The 12,853-nt window shown below is 33.8% G+C and carries 12 protein-coding genes; 10 read left to right on the forward strand and 2 right to left on the reverse strand.

Annotation, left to right across the window (positions count from 1 at the left end):
• Positions 1 to 169: 169 nt before the first annotated feature.
• From dnaA to Q0L65_RS09700, 9 genes are all read left to right on the forward strand, one after another.
• A complete protein-coding gene (gene dnaA, locus Q0L65_RS09660) occupies positions 170 to 1,597 on the forward strand; it encodes a chromosomal replication initiator protein DnaA (protein ID WP_296685760.1) in 1,428 nt (475 codons plus the stop codon).
• Positions 1,598 to 1,604: 7 nt separating this feature from the next.
• The gene (locus tag Q0L65_RS09665; RefSeq protein WP_296685762.1) at positions 1,605 to 2,072 is read left to right on the forward strand and encodes a low molecular weight protein-tyrosine-phosphatase; all 468 of its coding nucleotides are present in this window, start codon (positions 1,605 to 1,607) and stop codon (positions 2,070 to 2,072) included.
• A 32-nt stretch (positions 2,073 to 2,104) separates the two neighbouring features.
• Positions 2,105 to 2,827 carry an SAM-dependent methyltransferase gene (locus tag Q0L65_RS09670; RefSeq protein WP_296685764.1) on the forward strand — a complete coding sequence of 241 codons (723 nt, stop codon included), beginning with the start codon at positions 2,105 to 2,107 and terminating at the stop codon, positions 2,825 to 2,827.
• A gap of 85 nt (positions 2,828 to 2,912) precedes the next feature.
• Complete coding sequence (locus Q0L65_RS09675) at positions 2,913 to 3,794, forward strand: SDR family oxidoreductase (RefSeq protein WP_296685766.1); 882 nt, start codon at positions 2,913 to 2,915, stop codon at positions 3,792 to 3,794.
• A gap of 151 nt (positions 3,795 to 3,945) precedes the next feature.
• Positions 3,946 to 4,557, forward strand: a complete 612-nt coding sequence (gene udk, locus Q0L65_RS09680) for a uridine kinase (protein ID WP_296685768.1) — start codon at positions 3,946 to 3,948, stop codon at positions 4,555 to 4,557.
• A gap of 130 nt (positions 4,558 to 4,687) precedes the next feature.
• Positions 4,688 to 5,014: a septum formation initiator family protein gene (locus Q0L65_RS09685; RefSeq protein ID WP_296685770.1), complete on the forward strand. Its 327-nt coding sequence runs from the start codon at positions 4,688 to 4,690 to the stop codon at positions 5,012 to 5,014.
• Positions 5,015 to 5,055: 41 nt separating this feature from the next.
• On the forward strand, positions 5,056 to 6,420 hold the full coding sequence (locus tag Q0L65_RS09690; protein WP_296685771.1) for a methylmalonyl-CoA mutase subunit beta: 1,365 nt from the start codon (positions 5,056 to 5,058) through the stop codon (positions 6,418 to 6,420).
• Positions 6,421 to 6,467: 47 nt separating this feature from the next.
• A complete protein-coding gene (gene scpA, locus Q0L65_RS09695) occupies positions 6,468 to 8,594 on the forward strand; it encodes a methylmalonyl-CoA mutase (RefSeq protein ID WP_296685774.1) in 2,127 nt (708 codons plus the stop codon).
• 292 nt (positions 8,595 to 8,886) lie between these two features.
• Positions 8,887 to 9,402, forward strand: coding sequence for a hypothetical protein (locus tag Q0L65_RS09700; protein WP_296685776.1), 516 nt, complete (start codon positions 8,887 to 8,889; stop codon positions 9,400 to 9,402).
• A 55-nt stretch (positions 9,403 to 9,457) separates the two neighbouring features.
• Here the strand turns inward: Q0L65_RS09700 and Q0L65_RS09705 are convergent, their stop codons facing one another.
• Positions 9,458 to 10,099, reverse strand: a complete 642-nt coding sequence (locus tag Q0L65_RS09705) for a peptidoglycan-binding protein LysM (RefSeq protein WP_296685779.1) — start codon at positions 10,097 to 10,099, stop codon at positions 9,458 to 9,460.
• A 614-nt stretch (positions 10,100 to 10,713) separates the two neighbouring features.
• On the opposite strand from Q0L65_RS09705, the gene Q0L65_RS09710 reads away from it, so the two are divergent.
• Positions 10,714 to 11,313 carry a hypothetical protein gene (locus Q0L65_RS09710; protein ID WP_296685782.1) on the forward strand — a complete coding sequence of 200 codons (600 nt, stop codon included), beginning with the start codon at positions 10,714 to 10,716 and terminating at the stop codon, positions 11,311 to 11,313.
• A gap of 277 nt (positions 11,314 to 11,590) precedes the next feature.
• Here the strand turns inward: Q0L65_RS09710 and Q0L65_RS09715 are convergent, their stop codons facing one another.
• Complete coding sequence (locus Q0L65_RS09715; protein ID WP_296685784.1) at positions 11,591 to 12,778, reverse strand: TlpA disulfide reductase family protein; 1,188 nt, start codon at positions 12,776 to 12,778, stop codon at positions 11,591 to 11,593.
• Between the last annotated feature and the right edge of the window lie 75 nt (positions 12,779 to 12,853).

Consider the following 12,853-nt stretch of genomic DNA (forward strand, 5'->3'; position numbering starts at 1 on the left):
ATGATTCTAAAAAGCTCTATACAACAATATTTTTACAAAAAAATCTGTTGAATAATTTTTTTTTAAAGAAATTTGTTCACATATTTGTTTTCCCAAAAAATTACAAAAACAGCCCCACTTTTTTTTGTAATAAAAATGTTAACCAAACTTAAATAATTTAACCGAATATATGAACAAAACTGCTCAATCAGTATGGGAAAACTGTTTATCTTTCATAAAAGATAATATTCAAGACCAAGCCTACAAAACTTGGTTTGAACCAATCAAGTCAGTTGAACTTACCGATAATGCGTTATATATTCAAGTACCAAGTAAGTTTTTCTACGAATGGTTGGAAGAACATTACGTTAAATTATTAAAAGTGGCGCTTACCAAAGAACTTGGAAAAAACGCAAAGTTACTCTATAAAATTAAAATGGAGAACACTTATGGTAATAAACAACCGTACACGGAACAATTACCAAGTGCTAACAGATTGCAAATGAAACCGCAAGATGTAGACGCTCCTTTAAAAAATTTAAACCCTGAACTTAAAAATCCGTTTGTAATTCCTGGAATTCGTAATTTAAAAATCGAATCGCAACTGAATGCAAATTATAGCTTTGACAATTTCTTAGAAGGAGATTCTAACCGATTGGCACGTTCTGCTGGTATGGCTGTAGCCAATAAGCCAGGAGGAACTTCTTTCAATCCGTTATTGATTTTTGGAGGAGTTGGTTTAGGAAAAACACACTTAGCGCATGCTATTGGTGTCGAAATTAAAGACAAATACCCAGAAAAAACAGTTTTATATATTTCAGCCGAAATTTTCACGCAACAATATATTGACTCAGTAAAGAAAAATACACGAAATGATTTCATTCATTTCTACCAATTGATTGATGTATTAATCATTGACGACGTTCAATTCCTTTCGGGAAAATCAGGAACTCAAGATGTATTCTTCCATATTTTCAATTACTTACACCAAAACGGAAAACAAGTTATCTTGACTTCTGACAAGGCGCCTGTTGACATGCAAGACATTGAACAACGTTTGTTGTCTCGTTTCAAATGGGGATTGTCTGCCGAATTGCACCAACCTGATTACGAAACTAGAGTTTCTATCTTGAAAAACATTCTGTACCGTGACGGTGTTGAAATGCCAGAAGAAATTATTGAATATGTAGCGCGTAATATCAAAACGAACGTTAGAGAATTAGAAGGCGCTATCATCTCTTTGATTGCTCAATCTTCTTTCAACAAAAAAGAAGTGACAATTGAATTAGCGAAAAGCATCGTAGAGAAATTCGTAAAGAATGTCAAACGCGAAATTTCTATCGACTATATTCAAAAAATTGTTTCCGATTATTTCCAATTGGACTTAGAAACATTACAATCTAAAACTAGAAAAAGACACGTTGTTCAAGCAAGACAATTAGCGATGTTTTTTGCAAAGAAATTTACGAAAGCTTCTTTGGCCAACATTGGATCTCAAATTGGAGATCGCGACCACGCTACCGTATTGCACGCTTGTAAAACCGTTGATAACCTAGTTTCTACAGACAAACAGTTTAAAAAGTTTGTTGAGGATATCCACAAAAAATTAACCTTATAGACAGCAAATGTCCGTAAAAATCGTAATGGTTTGTTTGGGAAATATTTGTCGGTCACCTTTGGCCGAAGGAATATTAGCCTCAAAATTACCCCAAGATAAATTTAGTGTAGATTCAGCAGGAACTGGTTCTTGGCATATTGGTCAATCACCCGACGAACGCTCTATTGCTGTAGCCAAAAAAAACGGTCTTGATATTTCACACCAAAGAGGAAGACAATTCAGCAGTGCTGACTTTGATACTTTTGATTATATTTATGTAATGGATAATTCCAATTACGAGAATGTTATCGCTTTGGCGGAGACCAATGAACAAAAAGCAAAAGTAACACTCATTATGAATGAGTTAACTCCTCAACAAAACCAAGACGTACCTGACCCCTATTTTGGAATGCACAACGGATTTGATATTGTGTATGCCATGCTAGATGAAGTTTGTGACGTTATTGCTCAAAAATTGATTGCTAAACATCAATAAACTTTATTTTCCAAATCTAAAAATACACCGTTATGAATACGAACACATCTTTAGGAAAATTGTATTTAATTCCAACTACTATGGGAGAAAGCGACCCTATGGATGTATTGCCTCAAACGGTAAAAAGAGCTATCGAATTCATTGACTATTATATTGTAGAAAATGAAAAAACAGCGCGCAAATCAATAAAAGCGGTGCTTCCCGAAAAAAAACAATCGGAACTCGTCCTCTTTGCATTGAATAAACATACCGATGCAAGAGAACACCTAAGTTTTATCCAACCCTTATTAGAAGGCAAAAACGTAGGCTTAATGAGTGAAGCCGGTTGCCCAGGAGTTGCCGATCCAGGAGCAGTCATTGTAAAATTGGCACATGAAAAAGGAATTCAAGTCATTCCTCTTGTAGGCCCCTCCTCTATTCTTTTAGCCATGATGGCTTCAGGGATGAATGGACAAAGTTTTACTTTTAATGGGTATTTACCCATTGATAAAGGTGAAAAAAAATCAGCCTTAAAAAATTTAGAAAAATTATCTTTTGATAAAAATCAATCGCAAATTTTTATCGAAACACCGTATCGCAACAACAAATTGTTAGAGGATATTCTGCAAACGCTACAACCCGCAACACATCTTTGTATCGCAACCGATATTACCTTACCTACTGAATATATCAAAACACTACGCGTTGCTGATTGGAAAAAAACAAAAGTAGATTTGCACAACCGTCCTACTATTTTTATCATTCATAAAATGTAATGATCTCAAATCATTCTTTTTAATTCAAATTATTATGTATGCATACTAATTTATTCCTATATTTATCTCTCAAATTAGTACATCTATGAGTTATACAGATAAAATGCTGCGTGATGACGCATTGAAAGGAAAAGTGATTGTCGTTACAGGTGGCGGAAGTGGTTTAGGAAAAGCAATGACTAAATATTTTTTAGAATTAGGTGCTAAAGTAGCCATCACCTCACGTGATTTAGACAAACTCAAGAACACTGCTTCTGAACTAGAAACCGAAACAGGAGGAACTTGTTTACCCATACAATGTGATGTTCGTCATTACGAAGAAGTAGAAAATATGCTTCAAGAAACACTGAAAACCTTTGGTAAAGTGGATATCTTATTGAACAATGCTGCAGGTAATTTTATTTCCCCAACCGAACGTTTGTCGTCTAATGCCTTTGACACTATCATTGATATTGTGCTAAAGGGAACCAAAAACTGCACACTTGCTTTTGGAAAACATTGGATTGACACCAAACAAAGTTCATCTACTATACTAAATATTGTGACTACTTATGCTTGGACCGGTTCGGCTTATGTAGTACCGAGCGCTACTGCAAAAGCAGGAGTCTTGGCTATGACCAAAAGTTTAGCCGTAGAATGGGCCAAATACGGAATCCGTACCAATGCCATTGCTCCAGGGCCTTTTCCTACCAAAGGTGCTTGGGACAGATTATTACCTGGTGATTTGGCCGAAAAATTTGATATGGCCAAAAAAGTTCCTTTAAAACGCGTGGGAGACCATCAAGAATTAGCCAATTTGGCGGCTTATTTAGTTTCTGATTTTTCAGCCTACATCAACGGAGAAGTGGTGGTTATTGATGGAGGCGAATGGTTAAAAGGCGCCGGACAATTTAACTTATTAGAAGATATTCCAGCCGAAATGTGGGATATGTTAGAGATGATGATTAAAGCCAAGAAAAACAAATAAATTACTTCAAAAAGGGCGTACTAAAACTAGTCGCTCTTTTTTTATTCTTATCATTAAATAAATATAGCAAATTAGCAAACATTTAGCAAAAAACGAATTCACTCTGAATTAAATTCCTATTTTTGTTAGGTAAACTATAGAATACAATTATATGCTCATTATTGGAATTGCAGGTGGAACAGGAAGTGGTAAAACCACTGTAGTCAATCAAATCGTCAATGAATTACCCGAAACAGAAGTAGGTATTATTTCGCAAGATTCTTATTACAGAGAAAACGTGGGAATGAGTTATGAAGAAAGAGCTGCAATTAATTTTGACCACCCAAGATCTATTGATTTTGAATTATTAGTACAACATCTAAAAGAATTAAAAGCTGGAAACAATATCGATCAGCCCGTATATTCTTTTGTATCTCACAATAGAACAAGCGATACTGTCTTTACTCACCCACGAAAAGTAATGATTGTGGAAGGAATTTTGATATTAACCAATCCTGAATTAAGAGATCTTTTTGATGTAAAAATATACGTGCAAGCTGATCCAGACGAGCGACTAATTCGACGATTAAAACGAGATATTGCTGATCGTGGTCGAGATATGGACGAAGTATTGAATCGTTATCAAACAACTCTGAAACCAATGCATTTACAATTTATCGAACCTACAAAAGCATTTGCCGATATCATCATCCCGAACGACAAATACAATACAGTAGCAATAGATGTGGTTCGTGCCGTAATTAATCAGAAATTAAACGTTTAGAAAAATATAAATCATCCGAAATTCAATTGTAAGCCAATTTTTATTTTGGAGCTATTTCCCGCTTTCCGTTACAATCCATTCTAAAAAGAATGGGATTTTCACTGCAATCGGGGCTAAAAAAAAAGTAACAATGACAAACCCGTTTAAAGACAAATCTTGGTTCAAATTATTGAGCAATAAATACATTTTAGTATTGGTATTCTTCACGGCCTGGATGCTATTTTTAGATAATTATTCGTATTTCGATCATCGCTTCTTAGACAAGCAAATCGATGAATTAGAAGACAATAAAACCTATTACCAAGAAGAAATTAAAAAGGACAAAAGACACATCAAAGAACTCAAAAATAGTGAACACGTTGAAAAATACGCACGTGAGAAATACTATATGAAGAAAGATAGTGAAGATATTTATATCATCGAATTTGAAGGCGATAGTGCGATTAAAACCAAATAATCATACCTGTTTTTTTAAGTTAAGAACAAAAAACAAAGCAAATGAAATATCTTTTTAATGATTTCGACCCTGTTTCTACCAAAGAATGGAAACAAAAAATTCAGTTTGAATTAAAAGGAGCTGATTACAATGAAACCTTAATATGGAATACTCCAGAAGACATTAAGGTCAAACCATTTTATGATAAAGAAGATGTAAAAGAAGTTGTTTCAGTAGCTACAAAAGCTTCTGAATTTAAAATTTGCCAAAATATTTTTGTCCATGATATTGACAAATCAATAGAACGTGCAGTAGATAGTTTGAAACGTGGTGCAGAGAGCATTCGTTTCACCATCGAAGACGAAACGGTAGATGTAGCAAAGTTGTTAGCAACATTGCCTTTAGAAGATACTCCTATTTTCTTTCATTTGAGTTTTATTTCAATCGATTTCGTGCAAAAATTAGCCACTATTGCTACAACAAAAAAAGCAACCATTTATTGTAACATTGATCCTATTGGACAATTAGCCAAAGAAGGGAATTGGTTTACTACCTCTGAAAAAACCAATTTTGACACTTTAAATAATCTTATAAAGAAAGACGGCCCACTTTCATTAATTAGTGTAAATAGTGCTTTATATCAAAATGCAGGAGCTAATATTGTACAGCAAATTGCTTATACTTTAGCCCACGCTAATGAATATTTTAACTGTATTGAGACATCTACTCCTCAAACTATGGTGTTAGAAATTGCGGTGGGAACCAATTACTTTTTTGAAATCGCAAAACTAAGAGCCATCCGGTTACTTTTCAATTTAATTGCGTCAGAATACAATCAAAATTGGACGTGCCATTTAGTAGTTACACCAACAAAGAGAAACAAAACATTGTACGATTACAACGTGAATATGCTTCGTACCACAACCGAATGTATGAGTGCCATATTAGGAGGAGCTGATACCATTGCAAATCTACCTTACGATGCATTGTACCACAAAGACAATGAATTTGGAGACCGAATCGCGCGAAACCAATTGTTGATTTTAAAAAATGAAAGCTATTTTGACAAAGTCAATAATCCATCGGATGGAAGTTACTATATAGAAAGTTTGACACAACAATTAGCAAATAAAGCCTTGGCATTATTTAAAGATATCGAAGCTAATGGCGGATTTTTAAAGCAACTGAATGAAGGAATCATCAAAAGAAAAATTCAAGAAAGTGCCGATAAAGAGCAAGACTCATTTGACGCTGGAAAAGAAATTTTATTAGGTACAAACAAACATGCCAACAAAGACGATCGAATGAAAAACGATTTGGAACTTTTTCCTTTTGTCAAAATAAAACCAAGGAAAACACTCATCACTCCAATTATTGAAAAACGTCTCGCCGAAAAAATCGAACAAGAACGATTGGAAAAAGAGTAATTGTTTAGCGTTCAAAACACATTGTCAAATAGAAATTTGTCACCAAAATGAAAAGAAAAGACCTGCGACATATTCAAATCAAATCTGTAGAAAATTCCAAAAGTGAAACCAAAGTAACTACTGAATTTCAAACGGCAGAAGGAATTGCTCTGAAACAAACCTACACCAAACAAGACATTCAACAATTAGAACATTTGGATTTTGGAGCAGGATTTGCGCCTAATTTACGCGGTCCTTATGCTACGATGTATGTCCGTCGTCCTTGGACAGTGCGTCAATATGCAGGATTTTCAACCGCCGAAGAAAGTAATGCTTTTTACAGACGAAATTTAGCAGCAGGTCAAAAAGGGCTTTCTATTGCCTTTGATTTACCTACGCATCGTGGCTACGATTCAGATCACGAGCGCGTGGTAGGCGATGTTGGAAAAGCAGGAGTTGCGATTGATTCAGTTGAGGATATGAAAGTTTTATTTGACCAAATTCCTCTAGATGAAATGTCGGTTTCCATGACGATGAATGGTGCTGTGTTGCCTATTATGGCATTTTATATTGTCGCTGCAGAAGAACAAGGTGTTGCAACCGAAAAACTATCAGGCACTATTCAAAATGATATCTTGAAAGAGTTTATGGTAAGAAATACCTATATCTATCCACCTACTCCTTCGATGAAAATCATTGCTGATATATTTGAGTTTACCAGCAAAAAAATGCCAAAATTCAACTCTATTTCTATTTCTGGTTATCACATGCAAGAGGCCGGAGCTACTGCTGATATTGAATTGGCCTACACTTTAGCTGATGGCTTAGAATACATTCGAACAGGATTAGCAGCAGGAATGAAGATTGACGAATTTGCGCCGAGACTTTCTTTCTTTTGGGCTATTGGGATGAACCATTTTATGGAAATTGCCAAAATGCGAGCAGGGAGAATGATTTGGGCAAAATTGGTCAAACAATTCGAACCAAAAGATGATAAATCATTAGCATTGCGCACCCATTGCCAAACATCGGGTTGGAGTTTAACGGAACAAGATCCTTTTAACAACGTTGCACGAACTTGTATTGAAGCGGCGGCGGCAGCTTTTGGCGGAACGCAATCATTGCATACCAATGCGTTAGACGAAGCGATTGCCTTACCTACCGATTTTTCGGCTAGGATTGCTAGAAACACGCAGCTGTATTTACAAGACGAAACTAAAATCACTAAAACCGTTGACCCTTGGGCAGGAAGCTACTATGTAGAAAATCTGACTAATGAAATTGCGCAAAGTGCTTGGAAATTAATTGAAGAAGTGGAAGAATTAGGAGGTATGACCAAGGCCATTGAATCTGGAATCCCTAAATTTCGAATTGAAGAGGCAGCAGCAAGAAAACAAGCTAGAATTGATAGTGGACAAGATATTATTGTGGGTGTCAACCAATACCGTTTAGAGAAAGAAGACCCACTACAAATTTTAGATGTAGATAATCAAATGGTGCGCCGACAGCAATTGGAACAATTAGAACGTATTAAATTGACTCGTAACAATGAAAAAGTTACGAATAGCTTAGATAAATTAATTCATTGTGCCAAAACAGGAGAAGGTAATTTATTAGAAATTGCAGTTGAAGCAGCTAGAAATAGAGCTACTTTAGGAGAAATTAGCGATGCCTTAGAAACTATTTTTGGAAGATATAAAGCACAAATTAAATCGTTTAGCGGTGTGTATAGTAAAGAAATAAAAAATGACGAAAGTTTTGAAAAAGCAAAACATTTAGCCAATGTATTTGCCGAAAAAGAAGGCAGAAGACCTCGAATTATGATTGCTAAAATGGGCCAAGACGGTCACGATCGTGGTGCCAAAGTTGTAGCAACAGGTTATGCTGATGTGGGCTTTGATGTAGATATTGGTCCGCTTTTTCAAACTCCTGCTGAGGCAGCAAAGCAAGCCGTAGAAAATGATGTTCATATCCTTGGTGTGTCTTCATTGGCTGCGGGTCATAAAACTTTAGTTCCTCAAGTAATCGAAGAATTGAAAAAATATGGTAGAGAAGATATTATGGTCGTAGTGGGAGGAGTAATCCCTGCCCAAGACTATCAATTCTTATTTGATGCCGGTGCGGTAGCTGTATTTGGTCCCGGAACCAAAATTAGTGAAGCAGCGATCAAAATACTAGAAATTTTGATTGATTAAACTGACTTACCCTTAAAAATAAAAAAACAGCCAATAGGCTGTTTTTTTTTATTTTTAAACAACTGAATATCAAAATATTAATATTATTTTAACGCTATAATTCAATTAATACATCTATTTTTACTTGTATTCTCCCTCTAAAAAGAGAATACTATGCCTCCAAATTATCATATTTTCAAATTACCTATTGATGTGTCACTAAATAATTAACCAAAAGGGGAAGAAAACAAAAACCTTACAGCATTATTTTAATCAATTAAACACAATCAATATTAATTTAAACATGAAAATTATGAAATCAACTAGTATTATTTTACTTGTATTAGCACTTACTGCTACCTCTTATGCTCAAGAGAAAGGTCAAATCAAAGCAACTGAATTACCAGGTGTGGTAATCAAAAGAGTGGGAAAAGATTTTTCTATCTATCTACCAGACAACAATCCAGATCAAAGAGTAAGAGCTATCGAAGAAAAATTCATAACCTATGACCTTGGAAAAGAAAATGAAGGATCTGAAGAATACCTTTTGGTTATGAAAGGAAAAAACGGCCAACTTGCTGCGACTTATAATGAAAATGGAAAACTGACTCGTGTGGTTGAGAATTATAAAAACGTCATTCTACCAACTCCTGTAATTTATTCAGTATACAAAACGTATCCAAAATGGACTATTGTAAATGACAAGTATCTTTATACCCAAGAAGAAGGAGATGTCATAAAAAAACAATACAACATTAAGATTAAAAAGGATAAAGAAGTAAAACGTTTGGTTGTTCGTTCCAACGGAGAAATAATAAAAATTAGATAATATAATTAAAAAAGCCACTAATTAGTGGCTTTTTTTATGCTATAAAATAATACACTTATATGTCATCAACATTTGCATTACTGTCTGGTTCAATAAAAGAAGTATCATAACCTCCAAAAGCTTTCATATAACTTATAATAGAAGTACCATAAGCATCTCTAAAATAACGTTCTCCATTAGATCTGAAATATCTTTTTACCGAACGCACGCCTCCTAAATGAGCCGCTGCCAAAATTCCTGACTCTGTGATATGAATCCCATTAATTACAACACCCTCATATTTTTCAATCTCTTTTCGCAATAACCATTTGTTTTTTGCTAATAGTGCCAAAAAGGCTTTCTCTTGTAAATCTGGATTTCTCAAAAAAGAAGTAGTATTGTATACGCCTATAGTTCGTAAGGTTTCAGGTCCAAATTGGTATTTTCCTAAATAACCTAACGAATTGATTTTTCTGTATTTTCCTTGCGATTCTTTGAAGGCGATTGCCTCTTTATAACCAATAAAGAAATTTCCAGTAAAAGGAATATTCAATTTTGCGTAATCTTCTTGTTTTTGAGAGGGAAATAAATAGTCGGATTCATCTGTTCCGTCTGTTAGAAACCAAGGATTGGAATCTAAGTTAAAAGGTTTAAAACCTGAGCTTAAAAAAGCGATAATTAGTAGTAAAGTGGAATAAAAATGCCATTTCTTTATCATAAATTGTTTTTCTTCTAAACGCTGTCACTATTAGAAATTTCTACGGTGCAAATATACAACAAAAAATATAAGGCTTAAAATCAGCTTGTTAAAGTTTTCTAAAAACAACTCCTTCACTTTTTAGAAATAGTGGTAAGCCTAGTATTCAAACGTTAGCGCTAGATTTTGATAATTCGAATAAAATCAGAAAAAAAGACCTCAAAAAAGCTCATTTTTATCAATTATTCATTCCATTTAGCAACTAAAAAAGCCGAAAAACAACTGATTTTCGCCTTTTTAAACTATCTTTTTACAACCTGAGACTTAGCTTTTGCAACACGTTCTTTATTCCAGATTATAACGAAACTTGGTTACAGTTGTATTTCAATACAATTCATAAAAAAGTGCAAATTTAAAATCCGTACCTACAATCTACCCTAATACAATAATTCATCAATCAATAGCTAAGCTAATATAATCTCTAACAAATAAAAAAACTAAAATTACAGCTCGATAAGGATGTTGGAATTCAAGTATACTTTTTTTTTTTATCCAAATAAAAATAATATATTTAATGTACTCCTTTTCTATCTCCTAAAACCCACTGATTTATCTAATGCATAATTGAATATACTATGAAACAGTTTGGGATAGTGCTATTGGGTTTACAGTTATTTTTTTGCACTGTGAGTGAAGCACAAGAAAATAATGCCATCTATTTTGAGTCAGGGGTTCAGGTTTCCATACCCGTTCATATTATGATGTACCGTTCGCACCGACTTGCAGTGGGAGCTAATTTTAGAATCATGAAGCCTATTACCGAAAAAACAACTATTGGAATTCGGGCAGATTATGAATACCGATTTACTAAAATAAACAACCTAACTATTGTTCCTGATAGTACTTTAGCCGAACAAGCCCGGTATCGTAATTTTATAATTCTTAGTTTGAAACCTAATGTACAATTTGCTCTTCAATCCAATTGGTTTTTAGGAATAGAAACCGGTGTTGGTTACGCCATTTCGGATGCTAACAAAGGAGTTGGATTAGGATTTGTATCAGAATATGCAGGACCACAACGTTTTGGACTTTGTTCCAATATTTTTATTGGAAAACATTTTAAAGTAGTAAACTATAAGATGAATTTAACGCTCTATTTGTCCCAGTACTTAGCTCACGGTCATGCCGAAAATGCGTTAGGCTTACGGTTCAATTATCTCTTTAATCAACTCTAAAAACAAGAAAGAGAGTCAAAATTAAGTCACTCTCTTTCTCCCTCGCTGCGCGCGCGTACTTATTTTAAACAAAATTTTTATACCCTTTTACTTCAAACTTATATTCTTTTTTCTTTTTTTTGTAACGAGCGGGACGCTCGAACCAGCTAGGGAATTGAAGCCGCTAACCACGCTCCTATTGAGAAACCGTTTAATTTAGGGGTGATTCAGGTATAAAAAAGTTAAGGTTCTAACCTCTATTTTTATAGGCACGGATTACAAATCCGCGCTATCGGGTTTACTTATCAAATATTTCCGTAATCATATTTTCAATTGCTGTCTCGTTTTCGAGACCGCCCCCTATCCATCTACCAATTATGATTCCTTCTTTATCGATTAGAATTTTTACAGGAATTGCAGTTACTACATAAGCGTCTTCAATAGTGCTGTTATTTTCTTTTGTTGATATTTGTTTCCAAATTTCAATTTTTTCTTTCTCAATAGCTTTTTTCCAAGATTGAAGATTTTCGTCTTTGGATATACTAATAAATTCCAATCCCTTATTTTTGTATTTAGCATATATTCCTTTTAGAAACGGAAAATCCTCTCTACATGGACCGCACCAACTGGCCCAAAAATCAATTAAAACATATTGATTTTTATAGAATGAACTTAATCTAATAGTATTACGATTAATGTCTTTTAAAACAAAATCTGGTGCTAAACTGCCTATTCTACTATTTTTAAAATTTAGCAATCTTTCAGCCAATTGTTTTCCAGCAAAAGATTTTTTTACTTCAGGTCCTAATTTATCGTATAAATTATTAATTGTATCATATGGAATTTGTTCATCTCCTTCTGTCAATATGTTATATAATAAGTCAGGTGCTATATACGAATTTGGATTTTTTTTTATAAATTCAAGTTCCAATTGCATACTTTTATTCCTATTTTGATCTACCAATTCATCCCAAAGTTGATCCAACGAATCCAAACTCTTCTGAAATTGATTTTTTAAAGAACTATCACTAGTTCCACTTATTTTGACAGAATATAATCTACTAGATTCTCGGATAGAATCCATTTTTTTTTGAAATTTTTCCTTTTCTGCTCTATTTTGCAATGAATTAAACTCATCGGTCGCTTTAGATTCATTTATTATTATGGTACTCAAATTATCAAAATCGAGTTTAATATTCATTACATTTGGTTCCAAATAAAATACATTTGAATTTAATGTTGTCATATGAAATTTAGGGTCAGTGCTAATAGTTGCTCTAGTAGGGAAATCAAGCTCTCCCTTAAATACAAATTTATTGTTAGTAATTTCTGAAGATTTAGTAATGCCTTTGCCGTTGACCTTATATGTCAAATAAATATTTTTTGAGTTAGCGTTTTTGGAGCAGACACCATTTAGCACAAAGTGGTGCTGTGCAAATGTAATAAGTGAAAAAACAAAAAAAAGTATTGAAAGTTTTAATTTCATTTATATTAATTTTAAAATTTTAATAAAAAAACAAGAAAACTTAATTCAATAAGATTTCTTGTTTTTAAGCCTAAT

This window comes from Flavobacterium sp. (genome assembly GCF_024642105.1).
Classification (GTDB): domain Bacteria; phylum Bacteroidota; class Bacteroidia; order Flavobacteriales; family Flavobacteriaceae; genus Flavobacterium.

Bases quoted from the DNA above. Each gene is read 5' to 3' on its own strand.
- Q0L65_RS09700 (WP_296685776.1), top strand. From the start codon at position 8,887: ATGAAATCAACTAGTATTATTTTACTTGTATTAGCACTTACTGCTACC.
- udk (WP_296685768.1), top strand. From the start codon at position 3,946: ATGCTCATTATTGGAATTGCAGGTGGAACAGGAAGTGGTAAAACCACT.
- scpA (WP_296685774.1), top strand. From the start codon at position 6,468: ATGAAAAGAAAAGACCTGCGACATATTCAAATCAAATCTGTAGAAAAT.
- Q0L65_RS09670 (WP_296685764.1), top strand. From the start codon at position 2,105: ATGAATACGAACACATCTTTAGGAAAATTGTATTTAATTCCAACTACT.
- Q0L65_RS09715 (WP_296685784.1), bottom strand. From the start codon at position 12,778: ATGAAATTAAAACTTTCAATACTTTTTTTTGTTTTTTCACTTATTACA.
- Q0L65_RS09710 (WP_296685782.1), top strand. From the start codon at position 10,714: ATGAAACAGTTTGGGATAGTGCTATTGGGTTTACAGTTATTTTTTTGC.
- Q0L65_RS09665 (WP_296685762.1), top strand. From the start codon at position 1,605: ATGTCCGTAAAAATCGTAATGGTTTGTTTGGGAAATATTTGTCGGTCA.
- Q0L65_RS09675 (WP_296685766.1), top strand. From the start codon at position 2,913: ATGAGTTATACAGATAAAATGCTGCGTGATGACGCATTGAAAGGAAAA.
- Q0L65_RS09685 (WP_296685770.1), top strand. From the start codon at position 4,688: ATGACAAACCCGTTTAAAGACAAATCTTGGTTCAAATTATTGAGCAAT.
- Q0L65_RS09705 (WP_296685779.1), bottom strand. From the start codon at position 10,099: ATGATAAAGAAATGGCATTTTTATTCCACTTTACTACTAATTATCGCT.
- Q0L65_RS09690 (WP_296685771.1), top strand. From the start codon at position 5,056: ATGAAATATCTTTTTAATGATTTCGACCCTGTTTCTACCAAAGAATGG.
- dnaA (WP_296685760.1), top strand. From the start codon at position 170: ATGAACAAAACTGCTCAATCAGTATGGGAAAACTGTTTATCTTTCATA.